Annotated in this window: 18 protein-coding genes; 14 read left to right on the plus strand and 4 right to left on the minus strand. The window is 39.1% G+C overall.

Translation table 11 applies throughout. The annotated features are described in order from the left end of the window. Positions 1–163 precede the first annotated feature (163 nt). Positions 164–994 (minus strand): 2,5-didehydrogluconate reductase DkgA, encoded by an 831-nt coding sequence (gene dkgA, locus D7029_RS03230; RefSeq protein WP_194951829.1) that lies wholly within the window; start codon positions 992–994, stop codon positions 164–166. 27 nt (positions 995–1,021) lie between these two features. After that, positions 1,022–2,179 carry an iron-containing alcohol dehydrogenase gene (locus tag D7029_RS03235; protein WP_194951830.1) on the minus strand — a complete coding sequence of 386 codons (1,158 nt, stop codon included), beginning with the start codon at positions 2,177–2,179 and terminating at the stop codon, positions 1,022–1,024. 179 nt (positions 2,180–2,358) lie between these two features. Here D7029_RS03235 and D7029_RS03240 point away from each other — a divergent pair, with 179 nt between their 5' ends. Beyond that, positions 2,359–3,141, plus strand: a complete 783-nt coding sequence (locus tag D7029_RS03240; RefSeq protein WP_194951831.1) for a class I SAM-dependent methyltransferase — start codon at positions 2,359–2,361, stop codon at positions 3,139–3,141. Positions 3,142–3,309: 168 nt separating this feature from the next. Here D7029_RS03240 and D7029_RS03245 read toward each other — a convergent pair whose 3' ends face one another. Further along, positions 3,310–3,978: a DedA family protein gene (locus D7029_RS03245; RefSeq protein ID WP_194951832.1), complete on the minus strand. Its 669-nt coding sequence runs from the start codon at positions 3,976–3,978 to the stop codon at positions 3,310–3,312. A gap of 125 nt (positions 3,979–4,103) precedes the next feature. Further along, entirely contained in the window at positions 4,104–5,294 is a 1,191-nt protein-coding gene (gene metC, locus D7029_RS03250) for a cystathionine beta-lyase (RefSeq protein WP_194951833.1), read from the minus strand. A gap of 329 nt (positions 5,295–5,623) precedes the next feature. Here metC and exbB point away from each other — a divergent pair, with 329 nt between their 5' ends. From exbB to hypE, 13 genes are all read left to right on the plus strand, one after another. Next, positions 5,624–6,643, plus strand: coding sequence for a tonB-system energizer ExbB (gene exbB, locus D7029_RS03255; RefSeq protein WP_194951834.1), 1,020 nt, complete (start codon positions 5,624–5,626; stop codon positions 6,641–6,643). 6 nt (positions 6,644–6,649) lie between these two features. Further along, entirely contained in the window at positions 6,650–7,078 is a 429-nt protein-coding gene (exbD, locus tag D7029_RS03260; RefSeq protein WP_006535192.1) for a TonB system transport protein ExbD, read from the plus strand. Between the two features lie 757 nt (positions 7,079–7,835). Continuing rightward, on the plus strand, positions 7,836–8,006 hold the full coding sequence (locus D7029_RS03265) for a hypothetical protein (protein WP_194951835.1): 171 nt from the start codon (positions 7,836–7,838) through the stop codon (positions 8,004–8,006). A gap of 1,003 nt (positions 8,007–9,009) precedes the next feature. Further along, entirely contained in the window at positions 9,010–10,134 is a 1,125-nt protein-coding gene (hybO, locus tag D7029_RS03270) for a hydrogenase 2 small subunit (RefSeq protein WP_075674248.1), read from the plus strand. Then, entirely contained in the window at positions 10,131–11,144 is a 1,014-nt protein-coding gene (hybA, locus tag D7029_RS03275) for a hydrogenase 2 operon protein HybA (protein ID WP_036911746.1), read from the plus strand. Before hybO ends, hybA begins: the two co-directional genes overlap by 4 nt. Further along, positions 11,131–12,312: a Ni/Fe-hydrogenase cytochrome b subunit gene (gene hybB / locus D7029_RS03280; RefSeq protein WP_088493734.1), complete on the plus strand. Its 1,182-nt coding sequence runs from the start codon at positions 11,131–11,133 to the stop codon at positions 12,310–12,312. Before hybA ends, hybB begins: the two co-directional genes overlap by 14 nt. After that, entirely contained in the window at positions 12,309–14,012 is a 1,704-nt protein-coding gene (hybC, locus tag D7029_RS03285) for a hydrogenase 2 large subunit (RefSeq protein WP_194951836.1), read from the plus strand. The genes hybB and hybC overlap by 4 nt, the downstream gene beginning before the upstream one ends. Continuing rightward, complete coding sequence (locus D7029_RS03290; protein ID WP_006535184.1) at positions 14,012–14,500, plus strand: HyaD/HybD family hydrogenase maturation endopeptidase; 489 nt, start codon at positions 14,012–14,014, stop codon at positions 14,498–14,500. Before hybC ends, D7029_RS03290 begins: the two co-directional genes overlap by 1 nt. Then, entirely contained in the window at positions 14,497–14,991 is a 495-nt protein-coding gene (gene hybE / locus D7029_RS03295; protein ID WP_088493732.1) for a hydrogenase-2 assembly chaperone, read from the plus strand. Before D7029_RS03290 ends, hybE begins: the two co-directional genes overlap by 4 nt. Before the next feature lie 62 nt (positions 14,992–15,053). Beyond that, positions 15,054–16,307, plus strand: a complete 1,254-nt coding sequence (hypB, locus tag D7029_RS03300; protein ID WP_194951837.1) for a hydrogenase nickel incorporation protein HypB — start codon at positions 15,054–15,056, stop codon at positions 16,305–16,307. Then, complete coding sequence (gene hybG / locus D7029_RS03305) at positions 16,298–16,564, plus strand: hydrogenase maturation factor HybG (protein ID WP_006535180.1); 267 nt, start codon at positions 16,298–16,300, stop codon at positions 16,562–16,564. The genes hypB and hybG overlap by 10 nt, the downstream gene beginning before the upstream one ends. Further along, positions 16,551–17,687: a hydrogenase formation protein HypD gene (hypD, locus tag D7029_RS03310; RefSeq protein WP_075674243.1), complete on the plus strand. Its 1,137-nt coding sequence runs from the start codon at positions 16,551–16,553 to the stop codon at positions 17,685–17,687. The genes hybG and hypD overlap by 14 nt, the downstream gene beginning before the upstream one ends. Beyond that, positions 17,684–18,703: a hydrogenase expression/formation protein HypE gene (gene hypE, locus D7029_RS03315; protein ID WP_099074174.1), complete on the plus strand. Its 1,020-nt coding sequence runs from the start codon at positions 17,684–17,686 to the stop codon at positions 18,701–18,703. Before hypD ends, hypE begins: the two co-directional genes overlap by 4 nt. The last annotated feature ends 171 nt before the right edge of the window (positions 18,704–18,874 follow it).

Here is an 18,874-nt window from a genome sequence, read left to right on the forward strand (position 1 = left end):
TGTATTAGATATCAGAAAGTGAACGTGAATTAATTAATTTATAAATATATAAAAATTAAAGATCAAAAAAATAAAAATAAGAGTAAAAAAGAAGAGAAAATATTTTGACATAGAAAGACCAATAGAAATGTATTCTATTGGTCTTTTAATAGAGGTTAAAAAATTAGATATCGACAAAAATATCAGGATCAGGGCCTAAACGTTTTTTCTGTTCAAGAGCGGTAATTTCAGCGACTTCTTCTTTTTCTAATTTAAAATCAAAAATATGGAAGTTCTCTTCAATACGAGAAGGTGTAACTGATTTTGGAATAACCACAAGACCACTGTCTAAATGCCAGCGTAAAACAATTTGTGCTGGGGTTTTATGGTATTTTTCAGCTAGTTTTTGAATAATAGGGTGCTCAAAGACACCTTCACCACCTTGTGCTAATGGGCTCCAAGATTCGGTGACAATATTATGAGTTGCGTTCCATGCTCTTAACGGTGCTTGCTGCATTAAAGGATGAATTTCAATCTGATTAATAACAGGAGTAACGCCTGTTTCTGTAATGATCCGTTCCAGATGTTCTTCTTTAAAATTACAGACACCAATGCTTTTTACTAACCCTTCTTTTTGCAAAATTATCATTTGCTTCCAAGCTTCAACATAAAGCTCTCGTGAAGGTACTGGCCAATGCATTAAGTAGAGATCAATATAATCAAGTTGCAAACGCTGGAGACTTTCTAAGACGGCACCACGAGCATGAGTCTGATCGTTATTCCATAATTTTGTTGTGATAAAAAGTTCATCACGAGGAACAGTGATCTGTTTTAATGCTTTACCTACACCTTCTTCATTATGATAAATCGCTGCCGTATCAAAAAGGCGATAGCCTGTATCAAGTGCGTGATGAATAGCTTTAACAACTTGATGATTATCTGCTTTCCAAACACCAAGACCAAGTTGTGGGATGGCATTTCCATCAGATAATTTGATCAGTTTAGGTTTATCCATTTCTATCTCCAGAGTCGCAAAAAGTACTTAGAGTGCCGCTGTATAAATACGTTGACTGACTTCTAATGTGATATCTTGATGCTCACCCAGTGCAATTTGTCCATGCTCTTCCAACTTTCGCACTAATGCAGGAATATCTTCTTCACCGATTTTGAAATCAGCCAGTCGAGTTCTAAGTCCCATTAATTCAAAGAATTTTCGAGTTTCATTAATCGCAGTTTCAATTTTAAAAGCGTCAGAACCTTGGTTTATCCCCCAAACTTTTTGTGCATATTGGATTAACTTGCCGTATTTAGCCTGACGTTTTTCATTTAATAATGCAGGTAAAACGATGGCGAGAGTTTGCGCATGATCAAGTCCGTGTAAAGCCGTGAGTTCGTGACCTAATGCATGCGTAGCCCAATCTTGAGGAACACCAACACCAAGAATACCATTTAGCGCTTGTGATGCTGTCCACATTATATTAGCACGGATATCATAGTCTGTAGGTGACGTCAGCGCTTTTGGCCCTTGATCAATCAAAATACGTAAAAGGCCTTCTGCATATTCATCTTGTACACGAGCATTCACTGGATAAGTGAGATATTGCTCTAATATATGAATAAAAGCGTCAACAACACCGTTGGCAGTTTGTCTTGGTGGCAAAGAATAAGTGGTTGTTGGATCTAAAATAGCGCAATGAGGGTAAACATGAGGGCTGGCAAAGCTTTGTTTATCCATTGTCTGTTTTCTACTGATAACAGAGAAACTGTTGGTTTCTGTTCCTGTTGCTGGAAGTGTTAATACACAGCTTAACGGTATCGCTTTTTCGACCACTTTACCGCGACTGGTTACGATTTCCCAAGGCTCGCCGTGATAAGGTATCGCTGCTGCAATAAATTTTGTGCCGTCAATAACAGAACCTCCACCCACGGCTAATAAATGCGTAATACCGTGATATCTGGCATAAGAAACTGCTTTCATGAGTGTTTCATAAGATGGGTTCGGTTCAATGCCACTAAACTCATGAATTTGATAGCCCGGAAGTGCGGTATAAATCTGGTCTAATACGCCATTGCGCTTAATGCTACCGCCACCATAAGTCAGTAGAATTCTTTCATTTTTTCCAATTTCAGAACGTAGTTTATCTATTTGTCCTTGACCAAAATGAAGGCGAGTGGGCGAGTAATAAGTAAAGTTTTGCATTTTGTTTCCACCTTAATTCGATGTTCTGAAGTATGACAATTAATCAGGAAAAAGTTTTCCGTTGTGCCTAGACTAGATAGTCTGACATAACTATAACTACAAGGTTGTAGAAATAAGAGATGAATTATTTCTCTTAATGCCTACAACAGTTCAATTGTAGTTAATTTATAAGGAGTAATATGGAAAGTCATTATTTAACATTAAACCAAGAGCATTGGGATAAACAAGCCGCAATGGAAAATCAGTGGTCTAAGCCTGTGAGCGATGAAGAAATTATCGCAGCAAAGCAAGGTGACTGGAAAGTGCATTTAACACCAAGCCCTGTAAAGAGCGAATGGTTAGTGGATATTAAAGGTAAAAAAATACTCTGTTTAGCTTCTGCAGGTGGGCAACAAGCGCCTCTTTTGGCGGCTGCGGGCGGTATTGTGACCGTGTTTGATTTATCAGAAGGTCAATTAGACAAAGATCGCCAATTGGCACAAAAGCATCAGCTAGATTTGGTAACAGCACAGGGTGATATGGCTGATTTAACCGCATTTGCTGATGAAAGTTTTGATATTATTTTTCACCCTATTTCAAATCTATATGTACCGGATGTAAATCCTGTTTGGCAAGAGTGCTACCGTGTTTTGAAAAAAGGCGGTGTACTAATGGCGAGCTTTTATAATCCTGTTGTATTTGTTGATGATAGAGATCCGCAATTACGTTCGCAGGGATTAATGAAACCAACGTACCGCTTACCTTATAGCGACCAAGGCTCATTACCTTCGGATATTCTGCAAGAAAAAGTCGCAAGAGGTGATGGACTGGTCTTTGGACACTCATTGACTGATCTTATTGGCGGGCAATTAGCAGCAGGTTTTTTATTACAGGATTTTGTTGAAGATTTTGCTCCTCATGCTCGTTTCTTAGTTGATAGTTATATTCCAACGTTTCTTGCTTCAAAAGCCATTAAGTTTTAAAAAAAATAGAGCAGGAAGAATATGATTGTGATTAATATAAATGGGATTTTAGTCAGATATTAATTGATGTGGAGATAAGACAATGAACAACTGAACTTTTATTGCAGTATCAGATAATACATAAAATACGCCATTATTCTTGCTCTAAATAATGGCGTGTTTTTTTAATTACTTACTGCTGGCGCTATTTTTACGATGGCGAATATACATCACAATCGAGCCAATTAAGCCTGCACTTAAAAGCAATACGGGTAATGTCATCAAGATATTCATGACAAGTGTTTCATGCTTTTGTACAAATGGAATAAGGTTTAGCACATAGCCTAAAGAAACAATAATCCCTACCCATAAGAAGCCACTTAACCAGTTAAATATTTGAAAGCGACGTTGCTTTAATTCAGATAAACCTGCCAAGGTAGGCAATAATGTACGCACGAATCCAATAAAACGACCCAGTAATAGTGCATATAAACCTTGGCGATGGAAGAGATCATTTGCCTTATGGTGATATTGCTCTGGTAATTGAGCCATCCAACGTCTAACTACTTTTGTATCACTTAGCCAACGACCTTGTAAAAAGCCGAGCCAACTCCCAATACTAGCGGCAGTGCCTAATATAATGATAGTCGGGAAAAAGTGTAAAACACCTTTTGCAATTAAGGCACCGCAAAGAATAAGCAGTGTATCTCCTGGCAAAAATGCGGCGGGCAATACCCCGTTTTCCAGCATAATAATAACAAAAAGAACAATATAGATAACCCACAGCACATTAGGATTAGCTAACACCATATAATCGTGTTGCATAAGTGCGTGAATTATCTCTTTTAATGTACCCATTAGCGAACTCGCATTAAAAAAGGACTTTATATTCGCTATTCTAACGCAAAATAAAGAGAACAGTTTGATTTAATCCCTGTGGAACCACAGGGATAGATTTTTTTTAATAAAAAATTCATTCTTTATTAAGAAATGCGTAAAAATGCCTGCTCTAGATCCTCAATAAGATCATCTACATTTTCTAATCCAATATGAATGCGAAATAGTGTTCCAGTAAATGTTGGCTGAGTTTCATATTGGCGCATCGCTTTAATATCATTGGGTTGATAACCTAAAATTAAAGATTCAAATCCTCCCCATGAAAATGCCATCTTAAATAATGAGAAGTTATCTAAGAAATGCGCAAATTCTTCAGGTGTTAAGATTTTCTTTAGACTAAAAGAGAATAAGCCGTTGCTACCCGAGAAATCACGTTGAAAATATTCATGTCCCAGACAAGAAGCTAATGCAGGGTGATAAACATTATCAACTAAAGGGTGTTGTTTTAACCAGCGAGCGACTTCTAATGCACTTTGTTCGTGTTGTTTCATCCTAACCGGCAGTGTTCTTAATCCTCTTGCTGTCATATAAGCAGTATCAGGATCAACACATTGACCTAATAAATAGGTATTCTCTCGTAATTGCTCCCAACAACGTTTATTCGCCACAGCAAAACCTAACATGCCATCAGAGTGACCATTAATATATTTTGTGGCGGATTGGATTGAAATATCGACACCCAATGTTAGTGGTTTAAGCAGTAATCCTGCCGCCCAAGTGTTATCAATCATAATAATGATTTCAGGGTTATATTGGCGAACTGAATTGACTATTCCTTGTAGATCTTGAATTTCCATCGTGATTGATCCCGGAGATTCAAGAAAAACAATTTTTGTTTCAGGACGTAGCAATTGGCTGATCTCTTTGCCGATTAAAGGATCAAAGTAGGTCGTTGTGACTGAGAATTTACGTAAGATCTGATCACAAAAATTTTGAGTCGGATCGTAGGCAGAGCCTGTCACGAGAATATGAGAACCTTGCTCAACAAATGCGAGTATAGATTGCGTAATCGCCGCTGCACCTGAAGGAAATAGTGCACAGCCTGCACCTTGCTCTAATTCAGTTAACGCTTCTTGTAAGGCAAAATGGGTAGTTGTGCCTCGACGTCCATAAAAAAGTGTACCTTCTGCCCGTTTTTTCGTTGCTTCACGTTTTTGTGCAACGGAATCAAAAATAACGGATGATGTTCGTTGTATAATTGGGTTTACTGCGCCTTGGGAATATTTTTTAGCTCGACCAGAAAGGAGGAGTGAGGTTTCTTGTTTTTTTAGCGTCATCCTTAATACCTTCTTTTAATTGATGGTGTGTTTACCTCAAGTTAATTCATTTTTTGGATAAGTACAAAAGGCTTGCAGGGTAGTTGATAAAATTTCACGTTACGTGAAATAACGATAATTTGTCTTAAAAATCGACAAATGAAAAAAAAATAGCCAAATAGTAATGATAATTACTATCAAAATGCTTCATGTTTGATATCATTTGAGCGTTTTCTCTTTCCTGATGGCAAACAGGATGATTGTAAGCGAACGATTTTGGGTAAGTAGTGGCGTAAAGATGTCATTACTGAATAAATAAATAGATAAAAAAGAGAGTAAAAGGCCAACTGATGCGTAATTTGACAGCTTCTATTCTATTGGCAATCGGTCTGACAGGCTCTGCTTTTGCGGATACGACTCCTGCCACACCAACTGAACAGCCAACTACTGCTGCCGTTTCTTCAACAGCTTCTACACAGGGAACTGCTACACCGACAATAGTCACACCAACAACTGCTACTTCTACCACGGAAACGGGTAATGAAGTGAAAGCAGTCGGTACTGAAACCGCTAAGCCTGAAGGTGAAAATACACCTGCAACAACGGCTGAGAATTCAGAAAATGCACCTTTAGCGACAGAAAATGCATCGTCAGAAGTACAACCTGAAATGGTTGCTGGTGGCGGATTTGCTGAAGATTTATCTGTAATGGGTATGTACCGTAACGCAGACTTAGTCGTTAAGAGTGTCATGATTGGCTTACTGTTAGCCTCTATTGTCACTTGGGCACTATTTTTCGCGAAAGGAAGCTACTTAATTTCACTGCGTCGTCGCCTAAGAAATGAGACAGCTCAGTTAGTTGAAGCTAAATCACTCAACGATGCGTTAGCGATTAGCAAAAAATTTGGTAATAAAAGTGCAACCGCTGATTTCTTTAATGATGCAGAATTAGAGCGTACTTACTCTCAAGAAAGTAAAGTGGCTTCAGGTATTAAAGAGCGTGTTGAAATGCGAATGGAACGTCGCGTTGCAGCAATTATCCGTGAATTAGGTCGCGGTAATGGTTACTTAGCCACCATTGGTGCAATTTCTCCTTTTATCGGTCTTTTCGGTACGGTTTGGGGGATCATGAATAGCTTTATCGGTATTGCTCATTCTCAAACGACAAACCTTGCTGTTGTTGCACCAGGTATTGCAGAAGCGCTATTAGCAACCGCGATTGGCCTGATTGCGGCAATTCCAGCGGTTATTATCTATAACATTTTTGCTCGTATGATAGCGGGTTATCGTGGTGAAATTGGTGATATCGCAACAGGTGTGGTGACATTAGTCAGCCGTGATTTAGATATCGAAAACAGCAAAGCAAGGTAATGAATTATGGCAATGCGTCTTGGTGATGATTCAGGTGATGATAATGAATTGCATGATATCAATGTGACGCCTTTTATTGATGTCATGTTGGTTCTGCTCATTATCTTTATGGTGGCGGCACCTTTAGCTACTGTTGATATAAAAGTAAATTTACCCGCTTCAAGTGCAAAACCACAACCTCGCCCTGAGAAGCCTGTTTATTTAACAATTAAGTCGGATAAACAAATTTTCATTGGTGAAGAGATGGTCACACATGAAACGATGGCGAATGTGTTAGATACCATGACACAAGCAAACAAAGAGACAACCATCTTTTTCCAAGCTGATAAAACGGTTGATTATGAAACGTTAATGGCAGCAATGGATTCGCTAAGAAAAGCGGGTTATCTCAAAGTTGGACTTGTGGGAATGGAAACTGTCTCTACAGGCGGTTAAAAATTAGCAAATAAGCTATTTATCTAAGTATTATTACGCTATTTTAAAAGCACTTTATTTGTCGTTGTGAAATGATGAATAAAGTGCTTTTTTATTGTATAGAAAAAACAGAGTTAATATTTTTACCGTTTTTAGTGGTTATCGATATTATTAATAAAATTGAGTTAGAATAAAATTTAACTTTAGTATTAAATAATATTAATAATAGATAGATTAAGTTATAGAATAAACAATTAACTAAGTTTATTGAGTAATAGTTGGCTGAATCAATTAATGCTAAGTAGATATCATTATTTGAACTCTCTTAACATTAATATTCATTAACTCTTCATTTTTTTTCATTTTTAGATTTGTTGAAATCAACTTTTTAAAGTTAAATTTTTCTATAACCTTGTGATTTATAATGTCTTTATGTGAATTTGATTTAAGTGTAAAAAAACTTGCGCAAAAAATCTTATTGGATATAATGCACCCACGTTACAAATTGAAATATTCTGTAACGTGTTTAAACGCCTAATTTATTTATTATCTAAGTTGTCCGCATTTGGATACTTATTTTTTTATTGCACCAGGTAGACCGTTGTTTTCAGTCATTCCAATTTCAGGTAAGTAGATTTTATTTACTTATTCAAACCACTTCTTATCCTTGATAAGCGGTGAGTAAAATAAAGCGTGAAAGGCAGAGAACTACACATAGCATTTTATTATTTTAATAAATTTAGAAGCCATAACATTTCGGTGTTATGGCTTTTTTATTTTGCTTGTTATATCTGTCGTTCCTGTCGTTCCTGTCGTTCCTGTCGTTCCTGTCGTTCCTATTGCTTCTACGTCGAGATCTTCAGCGTGGGTATTGGGTGTTTTGTTGTGTGCCATTTTTATGCTTATTCCCACTTTATTGCTCGCTATCAGCGAGAATTTGCCTGATTAAAAAACACAAACAGTTAACAAAGCATTTTTCAATTTTTTAGATTTCTGACCACTTCTTTTATCTATTCTCACAAAAAAAAGAAATAGACTCTATTTAGGGATTATTTATCGATAAATTGTGTTTTTTTTATCCACAAAAACAACAGGGATTTAACATTAAATTTTATTTACGTTAATTTCGTTATAAATTGGATATGTTATAAAATAACCTAATGAAATTATTGCTATTATGTACTGATTAGTAATTATTAATAATCTTGGCTTTTGATTGTCGTCATACATCGATATGTATTTAATTTTATAGCGATTTTATACTAAGGGAACTTCTTATTCCAAAAACGAATATACTTATAACTATATGAAAAATGATAAGAAAAACAGGTTGGTTTTTGTCTATAAAATAAACACTATCATGATGATTAAAAATTAATAACAAAAGAAAAGTAGCTAAATGGGTAATGAAAATAAGCTGAAATTAAATATATTAATGTAATCATTTCTTGTTTATGAAATGCAATTTTTAACATTATTTGTGATGTAATATAAAGGTTGATAATATGAAAAAAAGAGTCATCATTATAATTAAAAAATATATTAGAATCTATTTTTAATAATTTTTATTAGAAATTAGAAATAATGAATTATTAATTTTGTATTATTTTAAATATATTGTCTTATAATTTGGTTGTTTTTTGTCTTATCTGTAATTTGTTGATTAATAAGGTTTTAAGTTTTCTCTTTTGTTGTGTTATTGAGATAATGATAATTATTTCTATTTCCTTTATCATTATTAAATAGAGTTTTAATAAATTTAAAATGACGAAATATATAAAAAATAGACATTAAACCTTATATTGCTGAAACGTTTTTACTCACATAAAAGAATAATTTATTTTTTAATGAATTATCGCTTGATAATGATCAAGTCATTATTGTGTCGGAGTGTTAAAAAGGCGGTGTTTTAAAATTATTCCAATTAAAAATCATCATATCAGGAGAGATATATGGCCTTGGGGAATAATGTTTTTTCCCATCATGGTATTAACCGACGCGATTTTATGAAATTGTGTGCTGCGCTGTCAGCTACCATGGGATTAAGCGGCAAAGCTGCCGCAGAAATGTCAGAAGCAATGGCATCACCTGAACGTCCACCCGTTATCTGGATTGGTGCTCAGGAGTGTACTGGGTGTACGGAGTCTTTATTACGAGCAACTCACCCGACTCTGGAAAACCTCGTTCTTGATGTTATCGCACTCGAATATCACGAAGTGCTTTCTGCAGCTTTTGGTGATCAAGCTGAAGAAAATAAACACAATGCGATGGAGAAATATAAAGGTAAGTACGTCCTCGTTGTTGACGGTTCAATCCCAGACAAAGACGGCGGTGTTTACTGTATGGTTGCGGGAAAACCAATTCTTGAGCATATCAAAGAAGCCGCTGAAGGGGCTGCTGCGATTATTGCGATTGGTTCATGTTCTGCATGGGGCGGTGTACCTGCGACTGGGGGCAACCCAACTGGCGCTAAATCACTGGAAGCTATTTTACCGGGCAAAACCGTTATCAATATTCCAGGATGTCCACCAAACCCACATAACTTCTTAGCAACTGTTGCACATATTATTACTTTCAACAAATTGCCTAAGTTAGATAGCAAAAACAGACCGCTTTTTGCTTATGAGCGTTTAATTCACGAAAACTGTGAACGTCGTCCTCATTTCGATGCGGGTCGTTTTGCTAAAGAATTTGGTGATGAAGGTCATCGTCAAGGCTGGTGTTTATACCATTTAGGCTGTAAAGGCCCTGAAACTTATGGTAACTGCCCAACATTAGAATTCTGCGATGTCGGTGGTGGGATCTGGCCTGTCGGTATCGGTCACCCTTGCTATGGTTGTAACGAAGAAGGTATCGGCTTTACTAAAGGTATTTTCCAATTAGCGAACGTTTATCAGCCAACACCAAAAGCACAAGTACCTGATGTTAATGCAAAAGAAGGTGGTGGTGTTTCTTATGGTGCTGCTGGCTTACTGGGTGCTGTCGTGGGTGCAGTTGCGGGTGTCAGTGTGATGGCTGTGCGTCAATTAGGCCGTGACAAGAATGCCACAGGAGCCTCACAGGAGGATAAACGGTGAATAGGCGTCATTTCTTTAAGCTGGCATCAGGTGGGGTTCTCCTTGCGGGAATGGCACCCACTGCGAGTCATGCTGCGGCGCAGAACCGTCCCCCAATTCCTGGGTCTCTCGGTATGCTCTACGACTCTACACTGTGTGTAGGCTGTCAAGCATGTGTCACAAAATGTCAGGAAATTAATCACCCGGAGCCAATGGAGCGTGGTGATACTTACGCTAATGGTGATCCGATTTGGTCAAACAATGACAAATTAAGTCCTTACACAAATAACATTATTCAAATTTGGCGTGATGGTACTGGTGAAAATAAAGACCAACTGGAAAACGGTTATGCCTTTATTAAGAAACAATGTATGCATTGTGTTGATGCAAACTGCGTTTCTGTTTGTCCTGTTTCTGCGTTAACCAAAGATCCAAAAACCGGTATTGTTCATTATCACGCGGATATCTGTACAGGTTGTCGTTACTGTATGGTGGGATGCCCTTATAACATTCCAAAATACGATTATGATGATCCATTTGGTAAGCTCTATAAATGTGAGCTTTGTAACCAAAAAGGTGTTGAGCGTTTAGATAAAGGCTTATTACCAGGCTGTGTTGAAGTTTGTCCTACTGGTGCAGTTATTTTCGGTACACGCGAAGAGTTGCTGGAAGAAGCAAAACGTCGTTTAGCGAAAAAAGCGGGTGAAGAATATCATTACCCTCGTCAAACCATTAGTGGTGGCGATACTTATCTACATAAAATTCCTGAATATCAAGATCATATCTATGGTGAGTTTGAAGGTGGCGGTACGCAAGTCATGGTACTTTCTGCGGTTCCTTTCGACAATTTAGGAATGCCAGAAGTGGCACCATTATCAACAGGTGCGCGCTCTGAACATATTCAACATACGCTTTATAAAGGCATGGTATTACCAATAGCAGCCCTTGCAGGGATCACCTATTTGGTTAACCGTAATAGTAAAAAACAAGAGCAGGAACACCACAAGGAGGATAACGATGTCGAGTCATGATCCTCGTCCACTTGGCGGTAAGTTATTTACTCTAGCAGTAAGAGTATTTTTACCGCTTGCTGTGCTCGGTTTTATTCTTATTGGTAAGCGTTTGGTATTAGGTCTGGGCGATGTCTCTGATCTGAATGGGGGATATCCTTGGGGTATTTGGATTGCCTTTGACTTATTGATAGGAACAGGCTTTGCATGTGGTGGTTGGGCACTTGCATGGGCTGTTTATGTCTTTAATAAAGGGGAGTTTCACCCATTAGTGCGTCCTGCATTGTTAGCGAGCTTGTTCGGCTATTCATTAGGTGGTTTATCCATCGCTATTGATATTGGTCGTTATTGGAACATGCCTCACTTCTTTATGCCGCAATACTTTAACGTAAACTCAGTGTTGTTTGAAACAGCGACCTGTATGACCATCTATATTATGGTGATGGCATTAGAATTCTTACCTGCGTTATTAGAACGTTTAGGTTGGAAAGTGTCGTTGAAACGTCTTAACAAAGCGATGTTCTTTATTATTGGTCTTGGTGCTTTACTGCCAACCATGCACCAATCCTCAATGGGATCATTAATGATTTCAGCGGGTTGGAAAGTACATCCACTGTGGCAATCTTATGAGATGTTACCGCTGTTTTCTCTGTTAACTGCTTTCCTCCTTGGTTTCACTATCGTTATTTTTGAAGGCTCTTTGCTAAAAGCAAGCCGTACCATGAATGATGATGAAACACCGCTATTTACCAAGTTAACACGCGTGATTGAAGTGTTACTGATTGCTTTCTTGGTATGTCGTTGGGGCGAGGTCATTTGGAACGGTAAACTGAGTTATATCGGAAATGGGGATATGTTCTCGTGGTTATTCATTGCTGAAAGTGCATTGTTATTACTTCCTCTGATTTTGATGCATTTAAATAATAACCGCCGTAGTCCAAAAATGCTGTTTGTTTGTGCTGTATTTATCTTAATCGGCGCAGCAATGTGGCGTATGAACTACTCTTTAGTTGCTTACAATCCAGGTAATGGTTACCACTATTTCCCAACAGCAAGCGAATTGCTGATTTCTATTGGTTTCGTTGCATTTGAAGTAACTGCTTACATTCTTATTATCCGTTTATTGCCGGTTTTACCTGCACAAACAGATTCAAATATACAATTAAAAAAGGCTGAGGTTAAATCATGAGCCAACGCATTACTATTGATCCTATTACCCGTATTGAAGGGCATTTACGCGTCGATTGTGAAATTGATAACGGAAAAGTTGTTAAGGCTTGGTCTTCCGGTACCATGTGGCGCGGAATGGAGGAGATCCTAAAAGGAAGCGATCCTCGTGATGCATGGATTATCGTGCAACGTATCTGTGGTGTTTGTACGACAGTTCACGCGATTGCCTCAGTACGTGCTGTTGAAGACGCATTAGGTATGGATATTCCTGTCAATGCGCAGTATATCCGTAACCTAATTTTAGGTTCACATATCATCCATGACCATATCGTTCACTTCTATCAGCTGTCTGCGATGGACTGGGTTGATATTACTTCTGCATTACAAGCCGATCCTGAAAAAGCATCAGCGATGCTAAAAGGGGTTTCTGAATGGCATCTGAACTCTGCTGAAGAATTCAGAAAAGTGCAGAAAAAAATCCAAGGTTTAGTGGATAGCGGTCAGTTAGGTATTTTTGCTAATGGCTACTGGGGTCACTCAGCCATGAAATTACCACCAGAAGTTAACCTGATTGCGGTTGCTCACTATTTGCAAGCACTTGAGTGCCAGCGTGATGCAAACCGTATCGTGGCTATTCTGGGCGGTAAAACACCTCATATCCAAAACTTGGCTGTGGGCGGTGTGGCTAACCCAATTAACCTTGATGCACCAAGTGTTCTTAACTTAGAACGTTTAATGTACGTGAAAAGCTTTATCGACAAACTGGGTGATTTCGTTAACCAAGTTTATAAAGTGGATACTGCTATTTTCGCTGCATATTACCCTGAATGGCTAAAAATCGGTAAAGGCGCTAACTACTATCTGTCTGTACCTGAATTACCAATTAATGGTAATAACACTGAGTTCTTACTTTCTGGTGGTTATATGGAAGGGATTGATTTCTCTACTTATCGCCCAATTAAAGACTGGAAAGATCAGAATCTGAAAGACGGTATTGAAGAAAGTGGTAAACACGCATGGTATGAAGATGATGAACCATTAAAACCATGGGAAGGTTTAACTCGTCCTAAATACACAGGTTGGGATGAGAACAACAAATACTCATGGGTTAAATCACCAACATTCTATGGCAAGCCTGTAGAAGTCGGTACTTTAGCATGGTTAGTGTGTGGTTTAGCAGGTAAGCACGAAGGAACTGTTAGAAACTACAACGACATCAACAAGATCTATACTCAATTAACCAATGAAACACTGGTAACAGAGCAGTTAGAATCTACTTGGGGTCGCATTATTGGACGTACCGTTCACGCGTGTGTATTACAAGAGTCTCTGGCAACGCTATGGCAATCACTGGTTGATAATATTGGTCGTGGTGATACTGCTGCCTTTATTAAACCAGAGTTTGAACCAGGCAAAGAGTATCGTGGTGTTGGTTTTGAAGAAGCCTCTCGCGGTATGTTATCTCACTGGATCGTGTTTAAAGACGGTAAAATCACTAACTATCAGGCAGTCGTTCCATCAACATGGAATGCGGGTCCTCGTAACTTTAATGATGAGCCGGGTCCTTATGAGTTATCTCTTGTTGGTACACCTGTTGCTGATCCGAAAAAACCATTAGAAGTGGTAAGAACGATCCACTCCTTTGACCCATGTATGGCATGTGCTGTGCATATGGTTGATTTAACAGGTAAAGAACTAAGTAAGGTGAAGGTATTATAATGCGAACTCTCGTCTTAGGTATTGGTAATTTATTACTAAGCGATGAAGGCATTGGTGTTCGTATAGTAGAAGCGCTCGAAGAGCGCTTCTCTTTACCAGAGAACGTCGATGTTATTGATGGTGGCACATCAGGTATGGAAATTTTGCAAGATATCGCTGCAAGAGACCTCCTGATTGTTGCCGATGCGGTAAGAAGTAATCATGAACCGGGCAGTATTTTTGTGTTACATGATGATGATGTTCCCGCACTTTTTACACAGAAGATCTCGCCTCATCAGCTAGGCTTATCTGATGTATTAATGGCACTGCGTATGACAGATGAATTTCCACGTAAACTTATTTTAGTGGGAATCGAACCTGCATCATTAGAGCCAAGCATGTCGCTGTCTGACATTGGTGAGAAATCAATGGAAATTGCACTAGAACATGTGGTGAATATTTTGCGTGAATACGGCATTTCTGTCACACCTAAAGAGGTAACAGCATGAGTGAATTAAGCTGGGATATCATAGGATATGATGAACCGCCTGTTGAGCAACTTGAAACACGTTTTAGTGAAATCGCTGAAAAAGAGATGAGAGGGCTTCCTTTTTATCGCGAAGGCATTCCTGTAAAAGCAGGGGGCTTTACCTTATTTGAAAATCAGTGGATTGGTTCTGTTCTTACTCCTTGGATGCTAGAACTAGTTGTCTTCCCAGGGCCTTCACAAGAATGGCCACATCGAAAAGTCGGTGATCGCATTGGATTAGAATTACCTTGTGGTCAGATTAAATTCGTTGTGGGTGAGCTTACTGATGGTATGCAGTATCTTGCTTGTTCATTAATGTCGCCACTTGATAGACATTTAGCAGCGGAACATGCTGTTGAGTTGGTTGAAAATAGTGTAAAAATGGCTCTTTCTCTTCCTGTTCAGACACAATCCGTAGCAGAAGTTGATTTAAGTCGTCGTTCTCTCTTCCGTGGTCAGTTAAGATCATAGTGTAGAAATTTTACGCGACACTGAGTCACATTCTTCTTATTGAATAGTACAGGAGTCAGAATATGTGTAGCACTTGCGGTTGTGGCGAAGGCAATGTCAGAATTGAAGGCGTAGAGCCTCATTCACATGAGCACCACCATCATCACTCTCATGACCATGATCATCACGACCACGGTCATCATCATGATCACGGCCATCATGGGCATGATCACCATCATGAACACAATGCTACTCCAGCGAATACTGTTCATAAATATATTGATAAGTCTGAACAAAAGCATAAGCATAACTACGAAACACATGGTCAGCCTATCATCGTTCATCACCACTATTACCATAACAGTGGTGATGTTCATCTTCATTTTCATAACGATGCACAGCTAAACGAAACCCCTGTTTTCCATGAACATCATCATGGACATGACGATCATCATGAACACGATCATTCACACAGTCATGACCATTCACACAGTCACGATCACGAACATGCTCATGATCATAGCCATGAACATTCTCATCACCATTCTCACAGCCACGATCACGATCATGCACATGACCACGATCATGAACACGAGCACGAAGAGCAATTTAGCCCAGTGATTGAAAATCAGAATATGCATTATGGCCAAGGTGAAGCAGGAACACATGCTCCCGGTATTAGCCAAAAGCGTATGCTGAAAATTGAAATGGATGTGCTGGATAAAAATAACCGCATTGCCGTTCATAACCGTGAACATTTTGAGCAACAAAATGTGTTGGCATTGAATTTAGTTTCAAGTCCTGGTTCCGGTAAAACGACACTGTTAACTCAAACATTAAAACAGTTAGCGCAACGTGTGCCTTGTGCTGTGATCGAAGGCGATCAGCAAACCACTAATGATGCGGATCGTATCCGTGAAACCGGTGTGCCAGCGATCCAAGTGAATACAGGCAAAGGCTGTCACCTTGATGCACAAATGGTGCATGATGCGACACACCAATTAGGTTTACAAGATAACAGCGTTCTCTTTATTGAAAACGTGGGTAACTTAGTTTGTCCTGCCAGTTTTGATCTGGGTGAAAAGCATAAAGTCGCTATTCTCTCTGTCACTGAAGGCGAAGATAAGCCTCTGAAATATCCGCATATGTTTGCTGCGGCTGATTTAATGATTATCAACAAAATTGATTTAGTGCCACATCTGAATATCGACGTTCAAGCTTGCATTGAATCAGCTCGCCGTGTTAATCCAAATATCGAAATCATCGCGTTATCAGCAACAACAGGCGAAGGCATGGAAGAGTGGTTAGCTTGGTTGGAGAGTCGTTTATGTGCTTAGGTGTTCCAGCTAAGATTGTTGAGGTGGGCGAAGACGTCCACCAACTCGCTTATGCCGAAGTCAGTGGCGTTAAACGTGCTGTTAATATTTCAATGGTATGTGAAGGCGAACCTAGTGAATTATTAGGCAAATGGGTACTTATTCATGTGGGATTCGCCATGAGTATTCTTGATGAGCAAGAAGCGCAAGATACTCTTGATGCATTACAGCATGTTTATGGTGTGACTCTTGAAGAGGCTGATGATGCAGTACGTTGATGAATTTCGTGATCCCGAACTAGCGAAAGCCTTACTAGCCCAAATTCGTGAAACTATTTCACAATGGCCTCACCCTATTAAACGCCCATTACAAATAATGGAAGTGTGTGGTGGGCATACACATGCCATTTTTAAATTTGGTTTAGACCGCTTATTACCAGAAGAAATTGAATTTGTTCACGGACCGGGTTGTCCTGTTTGTGTATTACCAATGGGACGAATTGATGCGTGCTTAGAAATCGCGGCTCGTCCTGACGTAATTTTCTGTACTTTTGGTGATGCAATGCGAGTGCCGGGTCGTAATGGCTCAATGCTTGATGCGCGTCGTCGTGGTAGTGATATTCGTATTGTCTATTCACCGCTCGATTCACTCAAAATTGCACAAGATAATCCAGACAAACAAGTTGTCTTTTTTGGTTTAGGTTTTGAAACGACAATGCCAAGTACGGCAATGACGCTACAACAAGCGAAATTGCGTGGACTGAAAAACTTTTCTCTGTTTTGTCAGCACATTACTATCGTGCCGACTTTACGTTGCCTCCTAGAGCAAGATGATGTCCGTATTGACGGCTTTATTGCACCGGGGCATGTGAGTATGGTGATTGGCTGTACGCCATATCAGCCGCTATGTGACGAATTTGAAAAGCCTTTTGTGGTGACAGGATTTGAACCATTAGACTTATTACAAGCTATACTGATGGTCATTAAACAACTTAAAGCAAAAGCAGAAAATACAGATTATGTTTTAAGTATTGAAAACCAATATAGTCGCATTGTACCGAATGAAGGTAATAAGTTGGCTCAAAAAGCACTTAGCGAAGTGTTTATGTTAAAAGAAACCAGTGAATGGCGTGGATTGGGTGAGATCCCAATGTCAGGTATTCAATTAACACCGGCTTATTCTGAGTTTGATGCTGAATTACGTTTTACACCTGCACCGCAGAAAGTGGCAGATAATCCACAATCTCGCTGTGGCGATGTATTAACAGGACGATGCAAACCTTCCGATTGCCCACTCTTTGGTAAAAGTTGTACACCAGAAACGGCATTGGGTGCCTTAATGGTATCATCAGAAGGTGCATGTGCGGCTTATTATCAGTATCGCCGTGAAGGTAATATATGAAACAACCTGATGAAATCACCTTAGCCCAAGGAAATGGTGGGCAAGGTATGCAACAACTTATCGAAGGACTGTTTTTAAAAGCGTTCGATAATCCGTTATTAAATGAAAAAGAAGACCAAGCGCGGATCGCGTTAAATGAGTTAACGACTCTTGGCGATCGTCTTGCATTTAGTACAGACAGCTATGTTATCGATCCCATTATTTTCCCCGGTGGAAATATTGGTAAATTATCTGTTTGCGGTACGGCTAACGATCTTTCTGTTGGTGGTGCGGTTCCTCGTTACCTTTCTTGTGGTTTTATTCTTGAAGAAGGGCTTCCATTTGAAACCCTAGAAACCCTTGTGATGGCGATGGCAAAAGCAGCTGCGCAAGCAGGAATACAGATTGTCACAGGGGATACGAAAGTAGTTCCTCGTGGCGCTGCGGATAAGATCTTTATCAATACTGCTGGTATTGGTGTTATTCCAACGGCAATTAATTGGGCTGCAAGCAATATCAAAGCAGGCGATAAGATCTTAGTGAGTGGTACTATTGGCGATCACGGCGCAACAATCCTGAATCTTCGTGAAAATTTAGGATTAGAAGCAGATCTACAAAGCGACTGCGCTGTTCTTGAGCCAATGATTGCACCTTTACGTCAAATTAAAGGTATTCGCGCCTTACGTGATGCAACACGAGGCGGAGTGACCGCAATTTTACATGAATTTGCTCAAGCCAGTGGTTGTGGCATGAATGTGCATGAAAGCAAATTACCAATGAAACAATCTGTTCGTGGCGTTTGTGAATTATTAGGGCTTGAAGCACTAAATTTTGCTAACGAAGGAAAAATTGTTTTAGTGGTATCACCAGAAGCTGAAGCTCAAGTACTTGAAGCATTACATCAACATACTTTAGGTAAAGACGCTTGTACGATTGGTGAAGTTACCGAGGATAATTATATTCGGTTAACAGGAATTTTCGGGACTAGCCGTATTCTTGACTTACCTTATAACGAACCATTACCTCGTATTTGCTAATCACTTATTTCCCACTTATAGGTTGAATGTTCACAAGATTTATAAGTGGGATAAGTTTCCTACCTGTTACAAAAAATTTGTTATAACGCAAATTTCTCTCATTTATCTGAATACTGACTCTTTGATAAAAAAATTATTGGAGTAACATGTTCGGCCAATCCTACTGCGTGG

This window comes from Proteus vulgaris (assembly GCF_016647575.1).
GTDB classification, from domain to species: Bacteria; Pseudomonadota; Gammaproteobacteria; order Enterobacterales; family Enterobacteriaceae; genus Proteus; species Proteus mirabilis_B.

What these genes read in the sequence shown, in the direction of transcription:
- exbB (WP_194951834.1), top strand. Translation starts at nt 5,624, where the DNA reads ATGCGTAATTTGACAGCTTCTATTCTATTGGCAATCGGTCTGACAGGC.
- hybB (WP_088493734.1), top strand. Translation starts at nt 11,131, where the DNA reads ATGTCGAGTCATGATCCTCGTCCACTTGGCGGTAAGTTATTTACTCTA.
- hypE (WP_099074174.1), top strand. Translation starts at nt 17,684, where the DNA reads ATGAAACAACCTGATGAAATCACCTTAGCCCAAGGAAATGGTGGGCAA.
- D7029_RS03245 (WP_194951832.1), bottom strand. Translation starts at nt 3,978, where the DNA reads ATGGGTACATTAAAAGAGATAATTCACGCACTTATGCAACACGATTAT.
- exbD (WP_006535192.1), top strand. Translation starts at nt 6,650, where the DNA reads ATGGCAATGCGTCTTGGTGATGATTCAGGTGATGATAATGAATTGCAT.
- hybC (WP_194951836.1), top strand. Translation starts at nt 12,309, where the DNA reads ATGAGCCAACGCATTACTATTGATCCTATTACCCGTATTGAAGGGCAT.
- hybG (WP_006535180.1), top strand. Translation starts at nt 16,298, where the DNA reads ATGTGCTTAGGTGTTCCAGCTAAGATTGTTGAGGTGGGCGAAGACGTC.
- hybO (WP_075674248.1), top strand. Translation starts at nt 9,010, where the DNA reads ATGGCCTTGGGGAATAATGTTTTTTCCCATCATGGTATTAACCGACGC.
- metC (WP_194951833.1), bottom strand. Translation starts at nt 5,294, where the DNA reads ATGACGCTAAAAAAACAAGAAACCTCACTCCTCCTTTCTGGTCGAGCT.
- D7029_RS03235 (WP_194951830.1), bottom strand. Translation starts at nt 2,179, where the DNA reads ATGCAAAACTTTACTTATTACTCGCCCACTCGCCTTCATTTTGGTCAA.
- hypD (WP_075674243.1), top strand. Translation starts at nt 16,551, where the DNA reads ATGCAGTACGTTGATGAATTTCGTGATCCCGAACTAGCGAAAGCCTTA.
- D7029_RS03290 (WP_006535184.1), top strand. Translation starts at nt 14,012, where the DNA reads ATGCGAACTCTCGTCTTAGGTATTGGTAATTTATTACTAAGCGATGAA.
- D7029_RS03240 (WP_194951831.1), top strand. Translation starts at nt 2,359, where the DNA reads ATGGAAAGTCATTATTTAACATTAAACCAAGAGCATTGGGATAAACAA.
- dkgA (WP_194951829.1), bottom strand. Translation starts at nt 994, where the DNA reads ATGGATAAACCTAAACTGATCAAATTATCTGATGGAAATGCCATCCCA.
- hybE (WP_088493732.1), top strand. Translation starts at nt 14,497, where the DNA reads ATGAGTGAATTAAGCTGGGATATCATAGGATATGATGAACCGCCTGTT.
- hypB (WP_194951837.1), top strand. Translation starts at nt 15,054, where the DNA reads ATGTGTAGCACTTGCGGTTGTGGCGAAGGCAATGTCAGAATTGAAGGC.